The sequence below is a fragment of the Marinobacterium litorale DSM 23545 genome (assembly GCF_000428985.1).
GTDB lineage: Bacteria > Pseudomonadota > Gammaproteobacteria > Pseudomonadales > Balneatricaceae > Marinobacterium_D > Marinobacterium_D litorale.
Genome location: NZ_AUAZ01000041.1, coordinates 1 through 23,318 on the forward strand (window position 1 = coordinate 1; position 23,318 = coordinate 23,318).

General features: G+C 47.1%; 17 protein-coding genes and 5 pseudogenes. 12 read left to right on the plus strand and 10 right to left on the minus strand.

All coding sequences use genetic code 11. The annotated features are described in order from the left end of the window. The 3 genes and pseudogenes from G403_RS25905 to G403_RS0118945 form a co-directional block, all read left to right on the plus strand. Positions 1–157, plus strand: a pseudogene (locus G403_RS25905) (transposase); the annotation flags it as partial. A gap of 216 nt (positions 158–373) precedes the next feature. Next, positions 374–1,087, plus strand: coding sequence for an FAD-dependent phenol hydoxylase family protein (locus G403_RS23955; protein ID WP_084404118.1), 714 nt, complete (start codon positions 374–376; stop codon positions 1,085–1,087). A 115-nt stretch (positions 1,088–1,202) separates the two neighbouring features. Next, on the plus strand, positions 1,203–1,943 hold the full coding sequence (locus G403_RS0118945; protein ID WP_027855383.1) for a helix-turn-helix transcriptional regulator: 741 nt from the start codon (positions 1,203–1,205) through the stop codon (positions 1,941–1,943). A 669-nt stretch (positions 1,944–2,612) separates the two neighbouring features. On the opposite strand, the pseudogene G403_RS0118950 reads toward G403_RS0118945, so the two are convergent. The 3 genes and pseudogenes from G403_RS0118950 to G403_RS25710 form a co-directional block, all read right to left on the minus strand. Next, positions 2,613–2,870 (minus strand): annotated as a pseudogene (locus tag G403_RS0118950) (FAD-binding protein); the annotation flags it as partial. Positions 2,871–2,914: 44 nt separating this feature from the next. Next, positions 2,915–4,461, minus strand: a protein-coding gene (locus tag G403_RS0118955) for an IS3 family transposase (RefSeq protein WP_156899743.1) whose coding sequence is annotated in 2 segments (ribosomal slippage) — positions 2,915–3,987 and positions 3,987–4,461 — 1,548 coding nt in all. Because the reading frame shifts where the segments join, the coding sequence is not laid out codon by codon here. Positions 4,462–4,479: 18 nt separating this feature from the next. Beyond that, positions 4,480–4,620 (minus strand): annotated as a pseudogene (locus G403_RS25710) (transposase family protein); the annotation flags it as partial. A 316-nt stretch (positions 4,621–4,936) separates the two neighbouring features. Here G403_RS25710 and G403_RS0118965 point away from each other — a divergent pair. The 3 genes from G403_RS0118965 to G403_RS25105 all read left to right on the plus strand — a co-directional run bounded on the left by G403_RS0118965 (position 4,937) and on the right by G403_RS25105 (position 8,819). After that, a complete protein-coding gene (locus G403_RS0118965) occupies positions 4,937–5,932 on the plus strand; it encodes a TAXI family TRAP transporter solute-binding subunit (RefSeq protein WP_027855387.1) in 996 nt (331 codons plus the stop codon). Between the two features lie 47 nt (positions 5,933–5,979). Then, positions 5,980–7,887 carry a TRAP transporter permease gene (locus G403_RS0118970; protein ID WP_027855388.1) on the plus strand — a complete coding sequence of 636 codons (1,908 nt, stop codon included), beginning with the start codon at positions 5,980–5,982 and terminating at the stop codon, positions 7,885–7,887. A 65-nt stretch (positions 7,888–7,952) separates the two neighbouring features. Further along, positions 7,953–8,819, plus strand: a complete 867-nt coding sequence (locus G403_RS25105; RefSeq protein ID WP_084404119.1) for an EamA family transporter — start codon at positions 7,953–7,955, stop codon at positions 8,817–8,819. A gap of 28 nt (positions 8,820–8,847) precedes the next feature. On the opposite strand, the gene G403_RS0118975 is transcribed toward G403_RS25105, so the two are convergent. Next, complete coding sequence (locus G403_RS0118975) at positions 8,848–9,594, minus strand: class II aldolase/adducin family protein (protein ID WP_036234630.1); 747 nt, start codon at positions 9,592–9,594, stop codon at positions 8,848–8,850. A 108-nt stretch (positions 9,595–9,702) separates the two neighbouring features. On the opposite strand from G403_RS0118975, the gene G403_RS0118980 reads away from it, so the two are divergent. Then, positions 9,703–10,098, plus strand: coding sequence for a group II truncated hemoglobin (locus tag G403_RS0118980; protein WP_027855390.1), 396 nt, complete (start codon positions 9,703–9,705; stop codon positions 10,096–10,098). Positions 10,099–10,657: 559 nt separating this feature from the next. Here the strand turns inward: G403_RS0118980 and G403_RS0118985 are convergent. The 3 genes from G403_RS0118985 to G403_RS0118995 are packed head-to-tail and all read right to left on the minus strand — an operon-like array spanning position 10,658 to position 13,724. Beyond that, positions 10,658–11,644 carry an ABC transporter substrate-binding protein gene (locus tag G403_RS0118985; protein WP_027855391.1) on the minus strand — a complete coding sequence of 329 codons (987 nt, stop codon included), beginning with the start codon at positions 11,642–11,644 and terminating at the stop codon, positions 10,658–10,660. 3 nt (positions 11,645–11,647) lie between these two features. Further along, positions 11,648–12,811 (minus strand): Gfo/Idh/MocA family oxidoreductase, encoded by a 1,164-nt coding sequence (locus tag G403_RS0118990; protein WP_027855392.1) that lies wholly within the window; start codon positions 12,809–12,811, stop codon positions 11,648–11,650. Next, complete coding sequence (locus G403_RS0118995; RefSeq protein WP_027855393.1) at positions 12,795–13,724, minus strand: PDR/VanB family oxidoreductase; 930 nt, start codon at positions 13,722–13,724, stop codon at positions 12,795–12,797. Before G403_RS0118995 ends, G403_RS0118990 begins: the two co-directional genes overlap by 17 nt. Positions 13,725–14,026: 302 nt before the next feature. Here G403_RS0118995 and G403_RS23960 point away from each other — a divergent pair, with 302 nt between their 5' ends. From G403_RS23960 to G403_RS0119015, 4 genes are all read left to right on the plus strand, one after another. After that, positions 14,027–15,307 carry a Rieske 2Fe-2S domain-containing protein gene (locus G403_RS23960; RefSeq protein WP_036234634.1) on the plus strand — a complete coding sequence of 427 codons (1,281 nt, stop codon included), beginning with the start codon at positions 14,027–14,029 and terminating at the stop codon, positions 15,305–15,307. A gap of 214 nt (positions 15,308–15,521) precedes the next feature. Beyond that, positions 15,522–16,349 carry a carboxylating nicotinate-nucleotide diphosphorylase gene (gene nadC / locus G403_RS0119005; protein ID WP_027855394.1) on the plus strand — a complete coding sequence of 276 codons (828 nt, stop codon included), beginning with the start codon at positions 15,522–15,524 and terminating at the stop codon, positions 16,347–16,349. A 469-nt stretch (positions 16,350–16,818) separates the two neighbouring features. Beyond that, positions 16,819–17,730: a LysR family transcriptional regulator gene (locus G403_RS0119010; protein WP_027855395.1), complete on the plus strand. Its 912-nt coding sequence runs from the start codon at positions 16,819–16,821 to the stop codon at positions 17,728–17,730. 144 nt (positions 17,731–17,874) lie between these two features. Further along, a complete protein-coding gene (locus G403_RS0119015; RefSeq protein WP_027855396.1) occupies positions 17,875–18,954 on the plus strand; it encodes a porin in 1,080 nt (359 codons plus the stop codon). 488 nt (positions 18,955–19,442) lie between these two features. Here the strand turns inward: G403_RS0119015 and G403_RS23965 are convergent, their stop codons facing one another. The 3 genes and pseudogenes from G403_RS23965 to G403_RS0119025 all read right to left on the minus strand — a co-directional run bounded on the left by G403_RS23965 (position 19,443) and on the right by G403_RS0119025 (position 22,763). Then, on the minus strand, positions 19,443–19,934 hold the full coding sequence (locus G403_RS23965) for a MarR family winged helix-turn-helix transcriptional regulator (RefSeq protein WP_051299290.1): 492 nt from the start codon (positions 19,932–19,934) through the stop codon (positions 19,443–19,445). Between the two features lie 609 nt (positions 19,935–20,543). Beyond that, positions 20,544–21,001 (minus strand): annotated as a pseudogene (locus G403_RS25715) (transposase family protein); the annotation flags it as partial. Between the two features lie 88 nt (positions 21,002–21,089). Beyond that, the gene (locus tag G403_RS0119025) at positions 21,090–22,763 is read right to left on the minus strand and encodes a YfjI family protein (protein ID WP_036234638.1); all 1,674 of its coding nucleotides are present in this window, start codon (positions 22,761–22,763) and stop codon (positions 21,090–21,092) included. Positions 22,764–22,988: 225 nt separating this feature from the next. Here G403_RS0119025 and G403_RS0119030 point away from each other — a divergent pair. After that, positions 22,989–23,318, plus strand: a pseudogene (locus tag G403_RS0119030) (transposase); the annotation flags it as partial.

Below are 23,318 nucleotides of genomic sequence, written 5' to 3' on the forward strand. Positions count from 1 at the left end.
GTTGACAAGCCGGTTTTCCTGATCCTCGATAACCACCCGGTTCATCATGCTCGTCGGGTTCGAGACTATGTTGAGAGTCTCGACGGCAAGCTCAGGTTGTTCTTCCTGCCGCCGTACTCGCCGGAGCTGAATCCTGACGAGTCTGTTTGGGGCTATATCAAATACCATCACGTCGGTAAAAAGATCATTAACAGCAAAGAACAACTTCGGAGCACTGTTTACCGGCAGCTTCGACGTTTGCAAAAATTGCCACGACTATTGAAATCGTTTTTTGGCCATCCGGATTTGGCTTATATCTCCGGGTAATGTTCGCTTACTTTATTTCGAATTAGTACTTCAGACCTATGAAGCAGAGCGACGTAAAGTGGCCTTCATGCTGATCAACGCCGACCGTGAAATGTCAGCGCTGGTTGCAACGCGCCCGACGGCAAACAAAGAGGGCACAGTGGTCAAGAAGAGCACCGCTGACATCGAAGCATTTATCGCGCGTCAGAACGGCTTTATTGCCGGCACCTCGATTGGTTACGACGAATCCTACCTCTGCACCGGCCATGAACACCAGGGACTGGCCACCGGCTTCCACATTGGTGAACGCTTCCATTCAGCCGTCGCGACTCGTGTGGCCGATGGTCGCCCCTTGCATCTCGGCCATCTGAACAAGGCCGATGGCCGCTGGCGTATATTTATCTTTGGTAGCCAGCAGAGTCCTCTCAATAGCACGTCAGACTCACGCCGGCTGATCGACTTCCTGTCGCGTTCCAACTCTTCACCGGTTATCAAATATACGCACCCGGGAGCTGATATCGATTCCGTGATCGACGTTTACGCGATTTTTCAGCAGCAGGATCTGTCCATTGAACAGCTGCCTGATTACCTGTGGCCAGCCAAAGGCAAGTACGGGCTGAGGGATTACGAAAAGGTTTTCCATGCAGACTCCAACAGCCCTGATATTTTCGCTCAGCGCGGTATCGACCGATCAAAAGGCTGCATGGTTGTGGTGCGTCCTGATCAGCATATCGCCACCATCCTGCCCCTGGATGCCAATGCTGAACTCGCCGCTTTCTTCGACCGATTTATGCTTAGCTAAACCGGTTTGAGTACCCGGCGCCTTGAGCACGCGACTTGCCAGAGGCGCCGCTATCTGGAGACAGACTTACCGGCGGGTTACACTCAAAGCAGGAGAAAAACGGTCGGAGAGATACGTGGCGCACGAAGTGGCCCCGAGTTGGGCCCCCTCACCCCAACTACTGCAGGTCCTTGAGCAACTGGGAACTCAGGGCTTTTACGATGCCTTTCTACAGTGGCTGCACGATGAGTTCGGGGCTGAGCAGTGCATGGTTTTCTTCTCGCTTGATGGCCAGAAGGTTTCTACCCTTCTCTACAAAGACTATGCCCGGGAGGCCTCTGCCCGCAAACTGGCCGAAACCTACATCGGAGAGCGCCATTATCTTCAGGACCCCAATTTCAATATTTTGAAAGCGATCAAACCGGGCGACGTCCAGGTGGTCCGACTCGACAGCGTCAGTAGCAATATGGGGCTTCACTACCGCAAAGCGTTTTTCGAATCCCCCGGTTTTCTGGATAAGCTGGCGATCATCCGCGGCAGCGACACCGGAAACTACTACGTCAACCTCTACCGCCGCAGTTCTCGCTTCGATAGCCGCTTTGACGACCCGGAGTTTGCCTCCAACGTCGGTGCTCTGATCAGCGTTCTGCTGTGTAAGCATTTCGCACTGAACGAACAGCTGCGCCTGGAAGGTGCCCTGGCCTTCCTGTCCGACCGCGAGCAACAGGTCTGTCGGGCGGTACTGCGGGGTAAAAAGAACGAGGCGATCGCGGCGGAGTTGGATGTCGCTGTCAGCAGCGTGATCACCTACCGCAAACGCGCCTATGAAAAACTGGGTATATCCAGCCGCGCTCAGCTGTTTGCGCTTTGCAGTTGAGCTGCTACTCACAACCGCTCTGAACTCAACTGTCCTTAGCCGCCCTGCTTTGTTAGTCTGGCCGACTTCTTAATCGATCCAACACATCGCATCCAAAGCGAAAAATCGCTCGCGGCAGGTGGTTGTCAGATATCAACGAAACCGGATAATTGGACTCCCGGCAGCGCGAAGGACAAGGGCTCGTGAACGCAAAAGACAAATCTCAGCAGCACACACCTATGATGCAAGGGTATTTCTTCATTTATTTTCAATAAGTTGCAACATATAAAACAAAGAACCTACACAAAAACCTACACAGGATTAGAAATATTAAAACGATCTGTGTAGCGAATATTGGATAACAATGACATGATCAACCAATAGCGTTACGAGCTTTAGCCACCCAGCGTTTGTTCGAGTACACACAGAATTAATTAAGCTGGTACCGATCAAAAATGGTCGATAAGCGAGAGAGGAAAAGGATAATCAAAGAACTCAGATAGCACCCACACCTAGGGTGCTATTATGGTTTTCGACTTCCGTGCGTTGTGAAGTGCTACTTGAGTTATCGAAATAGCGGATGATTGAAGTCAGATATAAAAAAGGGGGCCGATGCGGAAATCTAACAACGGCCCCCAAAGGGCCAAGCCCCATGGATCCGAAGGCTAAGCCCGAGGGACAAGCTAACTCTTAACTGCTGAGCCGTGCCTCTAGCTCGGGAACAGCCTCAAACAGGTCTGCCACCAAACCGTAATCAGCGACTTGGAAGATCGGTGCTTCTTCGTCTTTGTTAATAGCGACGATCACCTTCGAGTCCTTCATGCCTGCCAGATGCTGAATCGCACCGGAGATACCGACGGCGATATATAGATCAGGAGCGACGATCTTCCCGGTCTGACCAACCTGCATATCATTGGGTACGAACCCTGCATCGACAGCAGCCCGGGACCGGAGTCTGTCAACGTAGTTGTCGTGTTTAAGTCTTCAGCTCTTTAACAATTTACCGCCCGTTCCGGATTCAGAGTCACTGTCGCCGGCAGGCTGAGGTTTCTGATATCGCCTGACCAGCGCCGCGGGTTTGCTGCCTTTGCAGCTTCAATGATCCGCTTGCGCTGGGCCAGGATCTGATCAGCTTCGCTATTATGACGTTGCTGAGGGGTCACATAGTTCAGAGCGCTGTGGCGGTGCTCTGTGTTGTACCAACGCACGAACGCCAACACCCATTCCCGTGCTTGCTGAATGGTTTCAAAGCCATCAACCGGGAAGCCTGGACGGAACTTCAGCGTTTTGAACAATGCTTCCGAGAAGGCGTTGTCGTTGCTGACTCTGGGCCGACTGTTCGAAGGTGTGATACCGAGATCGTACAGCTTCTCCAGGAAGGTCGCCGCTTTCATGGGGCTACCGTTATCGGAATGCAGTACCAAGGGTTTCGTTTGGGAAGCCAGATGTTCTCGCCAGTAGGCTTTCTCAATGAACTCGCTGGCCAGTTCCCCGGTCTCGCACTCGTAGACTTCATAGCCAACGATTTTACGACTGTAGATATCCAGCATCAGGTACAGATAAAACCAGGTTCCTCGCGCCGGCCCCGGTAGCCAAGAGATATCCCAGGACCACAACCGGTTGGGCTCCGAGGCTTTGTGCGTCGTCGCCTGACGTTGCCGCTCAGGCGCTTTCTGCCGTCCTCTGGGATGCACCTGGTCGTGCTCCCGTAGCACCCGGTAAAAGGTAGACTCCGAGGCCAGGTAGCGGCCCTGATCGAGCTGATCAGCCACGATAAACGCCGGTGGGCAGCTCCGGTACTCGGGTTGATTACAGAGGGTCACCACGGCTCGACGCTCCTCGTCCGTCAGTTTATTTGCCGGTACCGGCCTCGCTACGACCGGTCTCTGATCAGCCGTGACGGCTTTCTCCACCGTCCAGCGCTGATAGGTGCGTACACTCAAGTTAAGCAAGGCACAGGCCTTAACCAGCCGGGCTCCGTTACCCTGAGCTTCGCGAATCAGGGTAACCGTCTGCCAGCGATCCGGGAGGCTGGTCATTCGTCCTCGTCTTTGGGGCCCCAGATCGCCTCGGCTTTTTTTGACAGAGTCAGCAATGCGGCGGTTTCTGCTGTCAACGCCTTTTTCTTGCGACGCAGCTCGGACTCAAGCTTTTTGATCCGCTTCTTTTCAGCGGCGGCTGCTTTGCGATCACGCTTGGCCTGCTCGTCCGACTGAGCGTTAGCCCCCATACAGGCGGTTTTCCAAGCCTCGATCTGCTCCGGGTATAGGCCGTGCTTACGGCAATATTCACTGATTTCCGCTTCTGTCATTGGAGTCGTCTCCAGGACAATGCGGAACTTCTCTTCGCTGCTCCACTTATCGGGGTGGGCGGAGTTCGACGGCAAAACGGCACCTCGTTCTCTGGCGGCTTTACGCCAATTGTACAAGGTCGCTGTACTGATGCCTTCCTGGTTGGCCAACTCGGCCACGGTAAGACTGTGAGGCGGTGCCATCTTCTGGAGGATGGCTTCCTTACGTTCTGGTGAGTAGTGGGGCATGGTTGTCCTCTGAAATTATCAGGTGACAACTACGCTGACATATAGGGCGCGGCGCACGGGCACATCGAGCCAAACGCGGTAGTCGAGCAGGTCACGCTCACGCACGTGTCGTCTGCTGACATCGTGAACCAACAGTGTGGCCTGACCACAACCACTACAACCAGGAGGTTGTCAAGAGCAAGGTGGCAAGCCCCCTCAGATGATTCGATATCGAATTATCCCTATTGACCCAAGTCATAAATCCCATTAGTCTGTATAAAATTAGCTATCTAACTTTTTATGCGGTATCGCTAACATGTGGCTAGATAACAGGTCGAGAGCGGACTTGAATGCATGAACTGCGTATCCAGACAACCAAATGAAGGAGATATCGACTAATTAGCCGTAGTGAGAGGGCAGATAGCTGATAGAAATACTCACAATGCTTTACATAGTTGGTTGACCACCAAGTTAAAAAAATAAGAGGAATATAACTATGTTAACGAGTTTAAAAAAATGTCTTGCAGTAACGCTAACGACAGCGGCCCTACTCCAAGCTCCATCCGCACAAGCTGAATCCTATGAAATGACAGTTGCCGGAGCATCGCCTGGTGGTTTATGGAGCCTACTGGGCGCAGGTTTGGACTCAAGCGTTCGCTCAGCATACCCCGGGTCAAAAATCACCTACCAAACCTCTGGCGGCGGCATAGCTAACATCGGTCTGCTTGATCGAGGACAAGCCGACCTTGCAATCATTCACGACGCGGAGTTACTACTCGCACAGTCAGGTAAAGCCCCTTTCGTCAAACCGATCCGCTCTATCAATGTACTGTCTTATCTCTACGTTTGGGCGCCAATGCAGGCGCTAATTCGCTCCAGCTTTGCTGAGGAGTACGGAATTAAAACGCTAGAAGATATCGCCAGGGTAGAACCCCCGATAACCATCACAATTAACAAGCGAGGTAATATAGCCTCGAATGTAGCAGTCGAAATGCTCAACGCTATTGGCGTTACTGAAGCGGATATCGAAAGCTGGGGCGGCAAACTAATATACGCAGCTTCGGGTGAGCAGGTATCTTTGATCACAGACCGCCGAGCGGATCTCATGATCAACTCACTCTTCGTGCGTCACAGCTCTATTCAACAGGCCGCTAGTAGCGTTGACCTAGATCTGCTGACTTTGGACTCAGCAACTATCGAAGCAGTGAACAAAGCGAGCGGAACAATTCCTTTTGTCATCCCAGAAGGGACCTATGAGTGGTCTCCGGATAAAGTCAACACGCCGTCACTCGGTGCCACGTTGGCTGTAAGAGACGATATGGACGATGAGACAGCCTACAACCTAACAAAGGCAATCTTTGAGAACTACGAGCAGGTTGCCGGTGTACACCCAGCAATGAAAGCTCTGACTCCAGAAGTAATGGCATCTGTCGATGTAGTTCCGTACCACCCAGGTGCATTGAAGTACCTGAAAGAGGCAGGCTTGCGATAAGCCCAATAAGCCCATTAAGGCTATAAGAGTTATAAGAGCTAGTTAAAATGTCGAATATACTTTCATCAATGTTAGAGACAGGTGCTAAACGTAGTTTGACACCTGGACTCTTAAGAGTGCTCCAATCAGTTGCTGCTATAATTGCACTTGGAGTGATTTATACAACTACTATCGTCTATGTAGATTTGTTTGCAATGACGATCGTATTTTTGTCATCAATGCTGGCTCTTCTATTCTTGTTGTATACACCGGGGCCTTGGGGTCGTACTGATGCCCCCGGTGTATCGGACTGGGTTTTGTCACTGATAAGCGTAGCATCAGGCGTCTATTTCTTGGTGGAAAGTAGCCGTATCGTAGAAAGAATCACTCTACTTTTTCCCCTTGAAACACCGGATCTTATTGCTGGTTCAGCACTGCTGTTTTTGACCATTGAAGCTACCCGAAGAACGGTAGGGTTTGGACTAACTAGCGTCGTCGCTGTTTTTGTGCTTTACAATTTATTTGGCCACGGACTACCGCTCGGATTAGGTTTTCGGGAAGTCGGCTACAATCACTTCATAGACATTATGATGTTCACAAGCGATGGCCTATTTGGTGTGCCACTTCGCGTAGCCGCTACATATGCATTTCTGTTCGTACTATTCGGTACATTCCTTTCAAGAGCAGGAGGAGCAGACTTCTTCTTTGAGTTAGCGTCTGCTGTTGCCGGAAAACGTGTTGGCGGACCAGCTAAAATAGCCGTAATCTCCTCAGGGCTATATGGAACGATGTCGGGAAGCCCCACTTCCGATGTTGTGACTACCGGTTCAATCACCATTCCTATGATGCAAAAACTTGGGTATGGCAGATCACTATCAGGAAGCGTAGAGGTTGCCGCCTCTACTGGTGGAAGCCTACTGCCGCCGGTAATGGGCTCAGCCGCTTTTATCATGGCTGAATACACCGGTATAGAATACCGAGATATCGCCATTGCAGGGATAGTCCCCGCCTTGCTGTATTACATATGTGTTTACACTCAGATTCATCTCCGTTCTCAGAAGATGGGGCTTCAAGGCCTTGCTGAAACCGAAGTATCGACTGTAAGGGTTGCCATGTCGAATGGGGGGTTATTTATAATTCCATTACTCGTTTTATCAGTGGCTTTGGTGCTGGGTTACTCACCGACATATGTTGCTGCGTTTGCATCCCTAAGTGTTATCGCTGTTGCTGCTATAAAGCCATCCACTCGTATGGGTCTCAAGGCAATTTGGGAAGCCCTAGGCGAAACCACGCTTCGCATGGTTTCCGTGACCGCTGCATGTGCTGCTGCAGGTCTCGTCATTGGGGGTATATCAATGACTGGCCTCGGTGGCAAATTTGCTGATCTCGTTTTCCTGCTTGCTGGCAACAGTGGATTCCTGGTTCTAATCATTTCCGCGATCTTAGCCATCATCCTTGGTATGGGTATGCCTACACCCTCTGCGTTTATATTGGCTGCTGTACTGGTTGGCCCAACATTGAGCTCACTAGATTTCACAGCTATGCAGTCCAATATGTTTATTCTTTACTTCGCTGTGCTTTCTGCAATGACCCCTCCTGTTGCAGTAGCAGCATTTGCAGCCTCGGCAATCGCCAATGCTAAGCCTCTTGGTATTGCGGTGGGAGCTGTTAAGTTAGCTATTACCGCTTTTGTCGTCCCATTCGCGTTTATGTATGGAGAAGGCCTGCTACTTGAAGGCCCTGTCTGGGGTATTGTTCTGAATTGCTTGACCGCGACCATCGGTGTTCTAGCGTTAAGTGCTGGCATTGAGGGGTTCTGGAAAGATACGCTTCATGCTAGCGCACGCGCCATGCTAATCATGGCAGGGTTGATGTTCATGGCTCCAAACATAATTGCACTAGGTATTGGCGTAGCTCTCCTGGTGGCCGCCTTTTTAACAACACCACACCTAAGGAGTCGTGCTAAAACAGCTTAGTATTAGTGTATTCATCGCATATCCTTTGAGGGGTTGAAAAGCCCCTCCTACAGAACGAGGCGCACATGATGGATGTATTTTATGCATTATCATCATCCATTATGTTTGCGTCTACATTTTTACTCGTGAAGATAGGGCGCGAGAAATCTTCGCACCTTTCTGTTCTCTGGATAACGCTCTCCGTAAACGTTTTAATACTTTGCATTTCTAGCCTGTTAATAGAAATTCCATCAAATACTAAGCTTATAGACCTCAAGTACTTTATATTATCTGGAATATTTGCCCCCCTTCTTGGGAGGTTGTTTCAGTTCATCGGCATGTCGTTTTTGGGAGCAAACGCGGCGACCGCGATAACTCTAACCCACCCCTTGTTTACAGTTGCAATAGGACTTTTTTTTCTTGGAGAACGTGCTAGCTTTATACAAATGAGCGGAGCCTTACTAATAATAATTGGCTCACTGTTGATATCAGTTTGTCCTACCGAAAGCCCAGGGTTTAATTTAAAAAACACTTCTCGCAATTATTTGGCTTACCCTCTATTAGCCTCGCTAACTTATGGAATTTCTATAGCTTTGCGGAAGGTAGGGATAGAAGAGTTCAACTCCCCAATTATAGCGAGCGCTGTGACTGTATGCTCTTCTTGGTCAATATTAACCAGTTACTTAATAATCAGGAAGATAAGGATACGCTGTAGTAGAAGAGAAATTTACTATTTTATTTTTGCTGGGGTTCTATCCAGTCTAGGCCCGGTACTACTATATTCGGCGTTAGCGATAGGAAATTTATTAATGGTCGCACCATTAGCGGCAACAACCCCCCTATTTGTCTTGCTCGGTACGTGGTTTTTCTCTAAGAACAATGAAAACTTCAACTATCCAATAGTATTAGGAATTATAGGGATATTTATCGGTTTATCACTGCTAACTTTTTAAAAAAGCCAGCAGTATATTAGTAACGAATCTAACCCTCTTCAGTAGACTGCCACGATTTCTGAGCATTGATAGCAATTGCTTTCCAAAGGTTCCAAGGACGTTCTACCTGCCCTTCATTTGTTTCTTGTGTAGCAAGCGCCTCACCCTTAGATAAAAATTCAACTGGCCCCAATCTGGATGCGTCAATCTGCAGTTGAGCATTTACCTCAACATAGATAGCTCGATAAACCGCCTGTTTCAGACTAGGGGCCACAACTGTAGATCCATGCCCTCGCATCAACACAAGCGTATGACTACCGAGAACATTTGTAAGGGATCTGCCGAGGTTTCCGTTTGTTATCAGCATATTAGTACTTTCACCAGCCACTTCACGAATTTCAAATACTGGTACTTGCATCCCTATGAATCCACTCATATGGCACATTGGCCTTAACGGCTGAGACCTAACGACACTAAAGGGTAGCACTGACTTAGAATGGCTATGAACAATTGCATCTACATCTTCCCGATACTTATAGATCTCGCTATGAATATAGCGCTCGAGATATACCTTTCGTTGGTCGTTACCTACCACGTTTCCTTCTAAGTCAAATTCGAGGATATCATCTCGTGTAACTAGCCCAGGAGCCATATTTCTAGCGAGAAAAAAAGTATCTCTATTTTCCGGGTTTCTAGCGCTAATATGCCCAAAAGCATCTAAAACCCCTTCGTTGAATAGAATCCAATTTGCATAAACGATGTCATCAATCAAACTATCGATATAATTTTTATTCATAATAATACCTGTTATTTATTTTATAGTAATGTTGAAAACAAAAAATGATAAAATTATAATTAGTAGATATCTAATTATATTTAAAAAAAAGCAAAAGAGAAATATTTTATGCCTTACGATTCACCATATGAAGCATTAGGAGAGCAAGGAGTACGTAGCTTAGTTGACGAATTTTATCGGATTATGGATACGTCTCAAGACTACAAAGAGATAAGAGCAATGCATGCAGAGGACCTGGAGCCCATCAAAGATAAACTGGGAGACTACTTGATAGGATGGATGGGCGGGCCTCAACTTTACCTCCAAAAATATGGATCTGTATGTATGACAAATCCGCATACCGGATTCTATATCGGACCGAGAGAGAGAGATAGTTGGATATCATGTATGCAAGAGGCGATGTTATCGTTAGAAATATCAAATGAAATTCAGACAATGCTATTGGGGCCATTATATCGACTTGCTGATGCTGTAAAGAACAGACAAGTAGATAAAGTTTACTAAATAATTATATGATTTTTCAATAACTGCCCTTAGAACTAACCCTCGTGTAGCCGCGCAATGCGGCTCATGCTTTAGCAGATATTTACTATCTGCTTTTTTTTGCATGAAAATTATTGATAAACTCTCATAAAAAAGGACGGATTGTCGAACTAGGATACGAGAGTTAGTCATTAATATAATATTTTCGGAAGGGTAGTAAACCTAAGGTTATTATAGAATACAAAGCCAAATAACCCTATTGGGCATATAATATAGAATTACAATATAAAGAGAATATAATAGAAGTTAATTTTAAGGGGGAACCGATATTACAATAATGAATGCCTATGCTAGGTAGCGCAGTTTTCTGTCTCTTACGGCTTGAAAATAGAACCGTTTATTATGATGGGTTGAACATATCTAGGCTGAAAGTCTTAAACACTCTCTAAACTAGTCCTGAACAACGTGTCTACTTCCATTCCTTCGTCAATTACCGAGCAACTTTCATGATATAGAAAACAAAAAGGCCGAAACATATTCGTTTCAGCCGTTATATTGAACGTAGACTAACGCTTATTCCTCACAAAGAGTAGGCTTCCTTTGTAGATGGATGAAATAGCTCATCTACAGTTAGGTGCCGAGTACTAAGTCCTTGCTCGTAGTGGTTTTTCAGGAAATATTCCAGCGCTTTAGTATTAGATGATACACCATACGACCAAAGATCGTTCGACATCTCTTGTGTTACTTCCAAGACGTCCTCAACAAATGGCATCGTTACTTTAGTAGCGCTCGTATCCGAAAGGGATTCCAGAGCCATAGCTTTTGCTTCTGTAAAAGCTTTAAGTAGTGCCCCAGGAAGCCATGGATGCTCTTCAGCCAGACTTCGACGGACACCAAGCACATGCATGATTGGAAATATTCCGGTTTCATCATACCAGTTCTTAGCTGCTGTAAAGCCGTCCTTCCATAGTCTACTAACCTGAGGATGCCCTTCGCGGAAACATCGTGGCCAGCGGGGGCCAATGAAGCCGTCAATCCGCCCATCCATAAGCATATCATTTAGAGAAGCTCCGTCCGGTGCGCTTTCAATATTGATATTGCTAGGCAGGTCCAGCTTTATTTTCTCTGGCCGACCCGGCTTATCCATTCCCCCTCGGACCCAAAAAATTTCCTCGGGGGAGACCCCCGCATCTGCTAGGATCGCCCTGACCCATACGTTAGCGGTAAGCTGATATTCTGCTATACCAATCTTACGACCTTTGAGATCCTTCGGCGTATCTATTCCCCTATCATTCCGAATATAAACAGAGGAGTGACGAAAGGCTCGGCTCAGGAATACAGGAATAGCAACATAAGGAGGATTATCACGTGTTAAAGATACGCAATACGAGCTAAGCGATATCTCAGAAATATCACAAGTCTGATGACGAAATGCGTTGAAAAACATCTCTTCAGGAGACTGAAGAAACGAGATGGGATCAACACCATCTATCTGAACTCGGCCATCATGAATAGGACGGGTCCGGTCGTAATCTCCCATTGCTAAAGAAAGTTTAAGCTTTGACATTTTTTATCCTTTTTGAAATTGGAGCTCTATGGTCTCGCCGGTATTGTTACTAGCTAGTAACGCATGACATATTTCAAGAGACGCACGGCCCCATTTACCGTCCTGGAGAGGTGCTTTTTTACCACGGACGGCGGCATATAGAGTGTCAAAGACTTCTGCACGGTTGGTACAGAAAGGTGCTTCGACAAAATATCGCCCTCTGGCATCCGATACCTCGACACCTCGGGGCGTTAACCTCAAATCACCCTGGTCACCAAATACCAAAACCTGACCGAAATGTTCGTGAGTTTCTGACTGCGGACAGCTATCTAAAGATACAAACCCTCGGGATGCCTTAACGGCCTCCTCATCACTAACTGATGCAAGCGTTTGACGAGCGCTCTTTGATTGAATTTTTTTAGGGGTTCCAAGCTCAGAGACATCATCCATGAGACGATCACCATCGAAGTGGGCGTATCCGGAGTACGTTAGACTTGCAAAGATTTCATCTTCAAAGTCAATTAGCATTGCGTACGCGCCTTCTGTTGGCCGCTTAGGATCCCAAGCCCCCCCGGTTCGGGCCGTAACTCTTACGGCGCTAGCTGATGCCAACCGCCTTACGACATCGACCTGGTGAACAGCTTGACTGAACACGACACCGCCACCTAACTCGGTCGATAACTCTTCCGGGGTCCTTGGACGGTATAAAAAATCAGTCGCATAAAAAGCATGAATCATACGCACACGACCGATTTTACCTTGATCGATCAACTTGCTGGCTAAAGCTACAGGGCCGTCAAAACTGTGGCTCGGACCAACTACAAGGCGCACTCCCATCTGTTCTGCTGCAGCGATAAGCGTCGACGCATCTTCCAGAGAGATAGTCATTGGCTTTTCGACTAGGACCGATTTTCCTGCTGTTATCGCCGCAAGCGCGTGCTCCTTATGAAGCCCATGAGGCGTCGAAATATAAATAGCTTCAACATCGGCATCAGCTATCAAATCGCTAATATCTGCATAGGCTCTGCCGCCAAACGCCTTTACAAACGCTTGTCTATGATTCTCATTCAGCTCAGCCGCAGCAACCAGCTCAACATAAGGATTGGCAGCAATTGCTCGGGCAGTCAGGGAAAATGCCCTACCCAACCCGACAGCCCCTAAGCGAACAGGGTCAGATATCGAGAACAAGTTGGTCACCTTTAGCCCGGGAGACGCAAAGCATGATGGTCGACGACTTTTCTTCAGGCATCAATGCCAAGTCTCGATGATCTACTTCCCCCTCAATATACCTGCATTTACAAGTACCACAGGTCCCAGTTTCACATGAACTTGAGAACTCGTACCCATTGGCTCGCAGCGCTTCTAGAATCGTGTGATCAGCAGGAACTGTAATCGACGCGCCTGACTTAGCAAGCACGACTTCGAAGGCCTTATCATCAGCCCGGATAATTTCAACAGGCATAAACTCTTCAAAATGAACTCGCCCATCTGGCCAGTGCCCCGTCACGCCTTTGACCTCTTCCATCAAAGAAGAAGGACCACAACAGTAGATATGCTCTGCCGTTGGCGTCATAAGCAAGTCCCAAAAATCAAATGCGCTTGATCGATCGCCATAATTACAATGAAACGTAAGAGCGTCACCACACAATTGTCGCAACTCTTCCGCATATGCGGCATGCTCAGGATCCCTCGCACAGTAAACAACCCTGTATTGCCTGCCTTCTTCCTGCAACCGCTGCGCCATAGAATATATAGGTGTGATGCCTATCCCACCTCCGATTAACAGTGCAGCATGACCAACACCCAGAGGAAACTCGTTATCGGGAGGCTCAACATCCAGCACAGATCCGACGATCGCCTGCTCATGCATAGATTCAGAGCCGCCCCGCGAATTCGGCTCACGCTTTATTGCGACCGTATAAGAACGAGGACTATCCCCAGGATGCACTAGCGAGTAATAGCGGTGGGCACCAGAAGGGGTCGTAATGGACACATGAGCGCCTGGCTCCGCCGGTGGTAAAACCTCGCCGTCCAACGATGACAGAGTGAATTCTTCAATCTCGGGCGTCAGAGCGCGCCGAGCAGTAACTTCTAGCTTCATTCTTCTTCTCTCTAGGTATAGCGCTCGTTCAGTACATCTTGCTCATCGATCTTTAGACCATCGATGTATGATCTGGATCAATATTAGCAATCTAATTTTGGTCAGTCAACAAAATTAGATTGCTAATATTGTTGAAAAATAAAAATTAGATATCTACTATTTGTAACGGCGATGCGGCGGCTATATTTCTCAGACTTGGATGCATTGCAGACAAATAACGAAGGCACAAGCTATTACACCCGGGGTCGTTCTGAACCGGAGTTAAGTTAGCCGATAAGCAAAATAAAACGGAGAAGTCCACGATGCTTACACCACAAGAAAACGATCTATTGACTCATGTAATGCCCAGTGACCCGATGGGCAAGCTTATGCGCCAACATTGGACTCCAGTATGCCTGCTTGAAGAAATCAAGGAGCCCGATGGAACCCCTGTACTTTGTGAAGTGCTTGGCTCACGCTACGTCGCGTTCCGTGACACTGAAGGCCGTGTCGGTCTTTTGGATGAGCTTTGCCCCCACCGTTTTGCTTCTCTCGTATTCGGTCGCAACGAAGATTGTGGCCTCCGCTGCCTATACCACGGCTGGAAGTTTGACGTTGAAGGTAATGCGGTAGCTATGGCATCAGAACCTCCAGAAGCAGAGAAAAGCATGTGCGAGAAAGTTAAGCACAAAGCGTACAAGACTGTTGAATGGGGTGGGTTTCTTTGGGCTTGGCTCGGGGAAGGCGACGCTCCGGAATTTAAAAAGCCAGCATTTGCACCGAACGAGGACGTCCGAGTATCCATTCTGAAAATACGCTTGCCATGCAACTGGGCTCAGGTGCTAGAGGGTCAAATTGACTCAGCCCATTCATCATCCCTCCATTCATCGGACATGGTTCCTGCCAAGGTAGACAGCGCCGCCGCAGATGACAAAGGCTGGTACCGTCCCTCGACGGATAAGTCACCTAAAATGCAAGCTGCCAGGACTGAATACGGCTTCCAATATGCGGCAATCCGCAGGCCTATCAGTAATGCTGCAACTCACGACTATATTCGCGTAACGCAATATGTTGCTCCTTATTATGCGATGATCCCGCCAAACACGTCTTACAATGTAGCTGCAGTCATCGTTCCTATCGACAATACTAACTGTAACTTCCACTTTATCGCTTGGGGTAACCCAGAGACCACACCTGATACAACGACTTGGCGGGAGTTCGCACGAGCTGTTCCCGGGGTTGATGTTGATCCGGTTACATGGGCTACAGTAGGTAACATGGAAAACCGCTACCGTCAGGACAGAGTGAAAATGAAGGAGGGAGACTTCACTGGGATTCCAGGCATCCCTAATCAGGACATCGCAATGTGGGTTTCTATGGGCGCTATCGTTAACCGTACTGATGACATCCTAGGCTCATCAGACTTAGCGATCGTCGAGTTCCGTCGGACTATGGTAGATGCTGCGCAGAAGGTTGCTGAAGGTGAAAAGGCCATTGGCACCGATCCGTCTATTGACCAAAGTCAGATTGCTTCATTCCAAGGGGTCGTTCCCAAAGAATCAGATTGGCGTAAACTCTGGAAAGAAAATGTTATGACAAATTAAAAAAGCGCATATCGGTGTTCACTTTACCTCTTATCGATCGGCACACGACGTTTAAGTGGTAACCCCTTAGTGCTCATTCGGAAACCCGGGGCGACTTTTTTCGCGCTGGGTTTCTTTTTTAAAATCACCCCTATCAATTGGGTAACGTTTATTAGTTTTAAATGAAAAATTATTTTTACTGCTTAACTATATTTTGATTTTGGTAAGGATATATATGAAATCACCTAACGATTTAAAAGATACTGTCAGGATAGCGTTGAGCGAAGATATTGGAAGTGGGGATGTGTCTGCTGACCTTATTACTTCGACTTCCATAGCTCGAGCAAGAGTCATTAGTAGGGAGGCGGCCATACTCTGTGGTACCGCTTGGTTCAGCGAGGTGTTTCGCCAAGTAGATGATCGAATCAGAGTAAAATGGCAATTTGCAGATGGCGACTCTATCGAGGCCAATGACGTATTGTGTGAAATTGAAGGACCAGCGTGGTCACTTGTAACCGGCGAACGCACTTCACTTAACTTCCTTCAGCTTTTGTCAGGTACCGCGACGCAAACAAAAGTTTATGCCGATCTAATCAAACATACTAACTGCTTCTTACTTGACACTCGAAAAACCATCCCTTGCTTGAGAACCGCACAGAAGTACGCAGTTACTTGTGGAGGTGGTAAAAACCACCGCATTGGATTATACGATCAAGTTCTAATAAAAGAAAATCACATTATAGCTGCGGGGTCTATCGCGGCCGCAGTAGCAGAGGCTAGACGACTTCATCCCACAATAAAAGTGGAAGTTGAAGCTGAAACGCTCGTAGAAGTTGAAGAGGGAATTTCAGCTGGTGCAGATATCATAATGCTAGATAACTTTTCTATCGAATCAATGATTGAAGCAGTCGCTCTTTCTAATGGACGTATACCGCTTGAAGCCTCAGGTGGCGTTAATCTTAACACCATAGTAAGGATCGCGGAAACTGGAGTAGATTTCGTATCGGTCGGGGACGTTACGAAAAATGTTAGGGCTATAGATTTATCGATGCGATTTATGTAAAAGTCCTTTAAGGCAGGCTCACCGTGATCAAAGCCCCTAAATATGAGGGTTTCAATATAATAACATTATATTGAAACCCTCAACAACTTCAGATCATCAATCAACTCTATTCCCTCTAGGATAGTTTTCTAGGCCAGGTGAACATACGGACTCCACGTGCAGGCCCCTCAGGCATCACCGAATCCTAATATCTAAGGCCGGTCACTATAGACGGCCTTACTTTTTGTCTATTTATACCCACCCTTTTCAACACCGATAACAACTCACATAAATACATATAATTAAAGCATAAAAAATTATTAGATATTCAATAATTAGTATTGACCATTCAAAAAAACCCGTATAACATATAGTTAGATATCTAATTTTATTGTTTATTATAACTAAATTACTATTTTAGTTTACGTATTTTTACGTGTAATCAGCACATTGCCCTTTTAGCGAATAACAATAAATAAAGGTGGCGAATATGGAAATTAAATGGCTAGTTGACTTTTACTCTCTTTGCAATGCTGGAAGCTTTGCGTTGGCAGCAGAAGAGAGGAGTGTATCTCCATCAGCCTTCGGACGTCGCATAAGGTTGCTAGAAGAGTGGGTCGGACAAGAGCTTATTGATCGTTCACAACATCCAATCAGATTAACAGAAGCCGGTGAGTGTTTCGAAAAAAAGGCGAAAAAGATACTAAGCTTAGCTAATGATATAAAAAACGAAGCTGATTCTCTCCTTAGTATACCTGAACCTGATTACAGAATTGCCATGGCACCGAATGTCAGTGAGGCCATTGCGTTAACCTATCTTAGAAATATAAACAAAGACATTAACCTACCAAACATTACCTTAAAAGTAACCTGCTCTGAGGAGTTGGATTTCTTCGACTTGCTCAATAAAAATAAGATAGATATATACATCGGAGTTTACCTTTCGGACAAAAAACATACTTCGTCAGATATAGAAGTCGAATCGACAAAGTTGTACCAAGATGTGATGGTTCCTGTATGTCGGCGTGAGCTTATTCCTATCAAGGTAAAAAACAATATCGAATATGCCATTGATTCGATACCTTATTTATCCAGCTGTCTAAAAAGCCCTATTGAGATCGAAATACTCGATAATGTTTTTAAAAGATATAAAGAAAAACCATTTCCAAAAAAAACATTCTATATATCAGAAGTTTCTAAGCGTAAAAAAATGGTTTTGGATGGATTTGGATTCTCTTGGTTAAGTATTAAGGATGTAACCAACGATATAAACTCAGGCCGGCTTATCATATTAGGCGAGGAGAGCGATAAGATATCAACATCTGTATACTCTCACATACTACCTGGAAAAAATAAGAATAAAATCAATATTAATTTATTAAGAAACGCTCTAATTAATTAACAAAAAAATCTATAAAAATCAACGATGTATATTTTATTGATAGCCATGTTGCATTTTTTGATTTTAGGAATAAGCAGATAATTGTTTATAGTATGCTTATGCGAAAGCATTTAATAAAGTAGTCAATAAAAAAACGAGGCATACATGAAGAAAAATAAAATTTTCACCGGGGTTGGTACAGTATTGGCTATCGGCCTTTATAACGCTCCTACATATGCTTTTGAACTTCCTGATAAATTCGAAGGTAAATTCTATGGGCAGCTTAATCAGGTTGTTATGTTTGCAAACGATGGGGATAAGTCAGAAAGTTTCATTGCCGACAGCGATAACAGTGCTAGTCGTGTTGGGGTAAAAGGCTCCGCCGGAGTAGGAAATGGTGTTAGCGTTGGTCTGAAGATTGAGGCAGCATGGCATCGTAACAATTCATCAGGCCTGAATATGGATACTCGTAACATTTCCGGTGACTGGGCGGAGCGCCACTTCGATTTCTTTGTTAAAGGCGGATTCGGTAAAGTATCGGTGGGCATGGGTGATGGAGCTGCGAACGGTAATACTGAAGTCGATTTATCAGGTACGTTGCTTCCGGCATTCACTTCTCCGGCTGCTCTTATAGGGGGATTCCAGTTCCAGGATAAGGGTGTATATGGGCCAGCGGTAAAACGTGTCCTGAACCATCAGGATTTTGAAAGCCGTAATGACCGACTTCGCTACGACACACCTGCCTTTGCTGGTACAACCCTGTCAGTGAGCTCCGGCGTAAAAAGCAGTAATGATATTTTCGAGTTAGGCTTGGATTCCGCACAGGAGCTTGGAAACGGGAAGCTTAATTTTAGTCTGGGCTATTCAGCGGAAGATAAGGGGGGGGCTGCGGATACAGAATCCATCTTTGGCGGTTCACTCTCCTATCTGGCAGGCAACGGCTTTAACGTGACAGTGAGCGCGTCTACGCTATCCAACGATGATTCCTCAGATCCCGACTCAGATTACCGTGCTTTGAAGCTGGGTTACAAAACCGGAAAACACAGTACAGCGGTGATCTTCGGACGAGGTTCGGACCAGAATATGAAAGGGGATGATGCTGACTACCTTTCACTGGGTTATACCTATAAAGCGGCTAAATGGGCCGAGGTTTACGCCTCTTACAATAGAGCTTCGCTGGATCGCAGCGGAAGCGATTTCGATGACATCAATGTCTTGGCTATGGGTGGCCGGATCAAATTCTAAGATAGACCGATATTATTTAGGCCCTTCAGCTACTGCCAGTTTATGTTATCTGGACCCGCCATTTTATATTGGCGGGTTTTTTTGTGAGCCCGGCACGGGCGCACTCGTGAAGGTGCAAGTCCTCCCGTAAGCTGGCTATGACCTTTGAACCCCGCTAAAAATGGGGGGGGATTACCCTTGTTGCTGAACTCGCTGTCGGCAAATGTGAGCTGCTGATCCATCCTATGCGTCCTCGATCATGTGCAGCCAGCATTATCCCATGCGGCGGACTTGATCACATCTTCCCTAGATGTGGGTGCTAAGGAGGTTGGATTAAATGTCGGGGCCAGGTCAATACCATTTAAAGACAAAGCAGACTCAAATAAACGAAGCCTTTAAATGCAAATAAAATCATTCCTCTAATGCTATAAAATAGTAGATTTTATAAGAGGACGACCTAGAGAATAAACATTCAAAACATACGGCTTAAATTAAAATTTTCAACCACTCTATTGATTATCCATAGCGAGATTTGTATGAATTCTTAGCAATAAATTGCGAATTAAAACCACCTCTTCATGCTCCATGCCAGCGACAGCAATATCATTAACCTCCTTTGCTAAAGGTTCAAGTATATCTCGAAGCTCGCGACCCCGTTTGGTTAGGTAAACGACACGTCGAGGTTTTCCCTCGACAATTGGGCGCAGCTCAACCAAACCAGCAGCTTCCATGCGCTTGATGACCGAGTTAGTTGTTGGGCCGGTTAAACCTACTCGTTCGCTGAGGTCACGCTGGGAAATTCCTTCTTCAACCCACAACTCCCGCAGATACGCCCAAAAACCGTGGTTTACACCATATGGCTGCAAGCGCTTTTCCAATGAGTTATAAAAGTCGCGTGCACATTGTCGGATAATGTGTGCAATCCTTTCTTCGCTTAGACTAGGTCCAGTAGTTTCAGAATCAGTACCCATGTTTTTTGGGATAGATTTAATTATATTCAAAAACTTTTTCCCGCTGCGCTTTCGCAGCCCCACTAAAATACAGTTAAGAGACAGATACGGGCAATCAATGTGAGCACTTATCCACCTCAGTAATAAACCACTGCAAGGGTACGGATGTATGGGCAAGGCCTCTCAGCCTGAAAAGCCCTATCACTCTGAATCCAGACCCTATCAGGTCAGCCCCTAGTTTAACCTGCTTCTACAGATTTTTCAGGAGCCACAGAAAGATAAACTACTTCCCATCAACACCCACTACGTGCAAACCACATCTATGACTTCGAGCATTCATACCAAACCCGCCTGACCGATTAAATGGAGCGTAACGTGCTGTCGCTGTTCGCGTTGGGCAACAGCTATCAGAACATCCGTGAGCGCTTGATGGATCTGTAGTCTTCAACGGCACCATCAACGCCATTACCGGCCGCTTGGTGCCGGAACTAAAGCCTAGCAGGAGCGCGACCTGGAACAGGTCTATCCCTTCTTCTAGCTCGATGCGATCTACTACAAAGGGGGTTCTACCCCGTTACTGCGGACACTTCTGAAAAGAGGCACAATGTGCCAGAGGAGTGTTTATGACCCAACGCAGAAGATACAGCGCCGAGTTCAAGCGCGAAGCCGTTGCCCTGACCCGTCAACCGGGCGCGAAAATAGATCAAACACCACTGATAGATACTTCCAACCTTCGTATGTGCGGATGTAGGTTATATCCGTTATTCAAGAGACATTGGGTTCTACAACGTTGAACTGACGATCAGATTATTCGGTGCGCTCGCGGCCCTTCCCGACATAAAGGCCTTAATGACGCGTATAGCCTATTTGTGAACGAAGACATTCCTGGTAGCGACTCGATGCGATTTTGGCTGTCGCAGCCAGGCATAGAAACCATTGCGATGAACGCCCAAGGTTCGAGGCAGTATGACGACACCATACTGGTCGAGCCGCGACTTTATGAACGTGTACTTTTCTTTGACTCGCTTACGAAGTACACGGCGGCCTCCTTTAGGATATCGCGCTCCTACCTCGGCCACCCTACGAAGCTCAGCTTTGAGTCGTCGCGTCTCCGCTCGCTACTCAGACTCTGCCATCTGTTCTGTAGTGGTTCAATGACTCCGGAGACCCCATTTTTAGCGGGAGCTATTACCGATGGAGATCCGCTTACATATATTCAGGCCGGATTAAATAAAAGCCGCTTGATCGAGTTAAGCCTCTATCGCTGGGACACCGATAATACTCCTGCTGCTCAAACAAAGGGAGCGACTCAATACGGTATTCAACACCGTTACGTAGCTCAGGACCAGGATGACGACTGTAGATATTCTCTCGAAACCGGTACCCTGGTGCAGTCTTTTTCCGCTCAAGGTGCCCCATTTTTTCCAGTAAGTGTAAGGCTTCGCGTAAACGCGCGTCATTTTCTCTTCCACGCAACCTGTTCGGTCCGAATTGCTTGAGGTCAGTCAAGGTCAACTGAACTTCACGCCCCCTTGCCAGATGGGGCATATTCTGGAGTGGAACGCACATGGCCGCCCCCTGTTTGTCGGCCATTTCTAAGAAATGCCGAGCCAGCGCGCTCGCATCGGACACTACTTGAGGTTCTCCAGCCAAGTACTTCTGAAAGTGTGTCGAGCATTTACGAACAACATCATACGAAAAAGCCAAGGTTTCTGTGGTAATCGGACCTTCGTGACCCTCAAAGTAATGCAGTAGCGCAGCCATACGCGTGACATTCTCCATCAGCTTCGAAGCGTGGTCAGTGTAGTAAGCATAAGGTTGTCCAGCACGCATGGCATCCTCGATACCTTGGTCATACCGACGCCACAGTGCAGATGCTTCAGAGCTGAACGTTAATACCTGCCTTTCGACCTCCTCACCAGCCCCCTCTAACCAAGGAGCCATTGCTCGTTTCAATAACCGTTCTATTCGCTCATTAAACGACCTGATCGATGGTAGTGGGTTACGTTGAAGCGTTTTACGCTTACCGGCCATTTTAGGCGGTTTGACAACCAAAAAGCGCGCCAAGAACCCCATCCCTCTTGCCTCTTCGCCTCGCTTAGAAAGAAACCGCTCAATAACACTAGGCTGTGTCATCAGTGCTAAAGTCAAACGAGCACCGGATAAGATAAAACTCTCTCGACTCATTCGGTCGACTATCACATCACCGCCATCCCAAAGCGTATTCAGCTTATCGAGTTCTTGAACTGCTCGGCCACTGAAGATGCTGTTAGCCTCACTGGTCATCAAACCACCAAAAGGGGCGTAATCATGCAATTGCTTTACGAGGGCCTGCGGTGTTGCGTCATCGTACAACACACGAGGGAAGACCGGCGGTCTCGGCTTCTGATCTTGGATATGTTGAAGGACCTTCCTTGCTTCGCAGATAGCTTGCTCGTCCTGCGTCTTTATGACTTTCGTGAACTGACTTTTAATAGCCTTCTCTTCTGTTTGCCAGGCGACCACTTGGTTCTGATAATCCTCAAGGAGTGCCTGATTCGTCTCCATAGCGGTGCGGTTCATCGCAATTATGGCTTTGAAAAATAAATTCTGGACAGTCGTTTTCCTTTCACCTGATTCAGCCAGGGTCAGCAGCATCAAAGGGGTGTGGACGCGATGGCCTGTTGGCATCTCTACATCGACCAGACCTTGGCAAGCAATCGATACAGCACCCAAAGCGCACATCATTGCCATTTCTCTTGGGACTTGAATGTGCTCTTCAGCTTCAATAATCGAAGACCAAAAGACACTGCTCTCACGGTATTGGGGCCATTGATCAGGCCTCTCATCACCGAACGTCACCTCGATGGGAGGGGGAGGCGCCACATGATTACTCTCCATTTTATACCTCGCTTTAAGATAGGTACCGGCTATTACCGCTACACTCTAGCGGATATAGCGGCATTTTTACCACTATACCTTTATTTTTTACACTTCAAGCCCAGAGCAACGCTGCAACGTCAGCAATCTAGGTGTTGCCCCCTCCTCTATTCGATCATTCCTGTAGTGGTTCAATGATTCCGGACAGCCAGATAGGTGGTAACCTTGCCACCCAAGAGGTGTTCAATGAAAAAACAACGTCGTTCCTTTACGCCCGAGTTCAAGCTGGAAGCCGCCAGTCTTGTACTGGATCAGGGCTATTCCATCGCTGAGGCCTGCCGGTCACTTGGTATCGGTGATACCGCACTGCGTCGGTGGGTGGATCAGTTAAGTGCTGAGCGTGACGGGGAAACGCCCGCCAGCAAAGCTATGACGCCCGAGCAGAAGCGCATCCAAGAACTGGAAGCCAGGGTTAAACGCCTGGAGCAAGAAAAGGACATATTAAAAAAGGCTTCCGCTCTCTTAATGTCAGACGAGTTCAAACGTATGCGCTGATAGACCGTTTGAGAGAGTTAA

Bases quoted from the DNA above. Each gene is read 5' to 3' on its own strand.
- G403_RS23955 (WP_084404118.1), top strand. From the start codon at position 374: ATGCTGATCAACGCCGACCGTGAAATGTCAGCGCTGGTTGCAACGCGC.
- G403_RS0118965 (WP_027855387.1), top strand. From the start codon at position 4,937: ATGTTAACGAGTTTAAAAAAATGTCTTGCAGTAACGCTAACGACAGCG.
- G403_RS0118970 (WP_027855388.1), top strand. From the start codon at position 5,980: ATGTCGAATATACTTTCATCAATGTTAGAGACAGGTGCTAAACGTAGT.
- G403_RS25105 (WP_084404119.1), top strand. From the start codon at position 7,953: ATGATGGATGTATTTTATGCATTATCATCATCCATTATGTTTGCGTCT.
- G403_RS0118975 (WP_036234630.1), bottom strand. From the start codon at position 9,594: ATGAATAAAAATTATATCGATAGTTTGATTGATGACATCGTTTATGCA.
- G403_RS0118980 (WP_027855390.1), top strand. From the start codon at position 9,703: ATGCCTTACGATTCACCATATGAAGCATTAGGAGAGCAAGGAGTACGT.
- G403_RS0118985 (WP_027855391.1), bottom strand. From the start codon at position 11,644: ATGTCAAAGCTTAAACTTTCTTTAGCAATGGGAGATTACGACCGGACC.
- G403_RS0118995 (WP_027855393.1), bottom strand. From the start codon at position 13,724: ATGAAGCTAGAAGTTACTGCTCGGCGCGCTCTGACGCCCGAGATTGAA.
- G403_RS23960 (WP_036234634.1), top strand. From the start codon at position 14,027: ATGCTTACACCACAAGAAAACGATCTATTGACTCATGTAATGCCCAGT.
- nadC (WP_027855394.1), top strand. From the start codon at position 15,522: ATGAAATCACCTAACGATTTAAAAGATACTGTCAGGATAGCGTTGAGC.
- G403_RS0119010 (WP_027855395.1), top strand. From the start codon at position 16,819: ATGGAAATTAAATGGCTAGTTGACTTTTACTCTCTTTGCAATGCTGGA.
- G403_RS0119015 (WP_027855396.1), top strand. From the start codon at position 17,875: ATGAAGAAAAATAAAATTTTCACCGGGGTTGGTACAGTATTGGCTATC.
- G403_RS0119025 (WP_036234638.1), bottom strand. From the start codon at position 22,763: ATGGAGAGTAATCATGTGGCGCCTCCCCCTCCCATCGAGGTGACGTTC.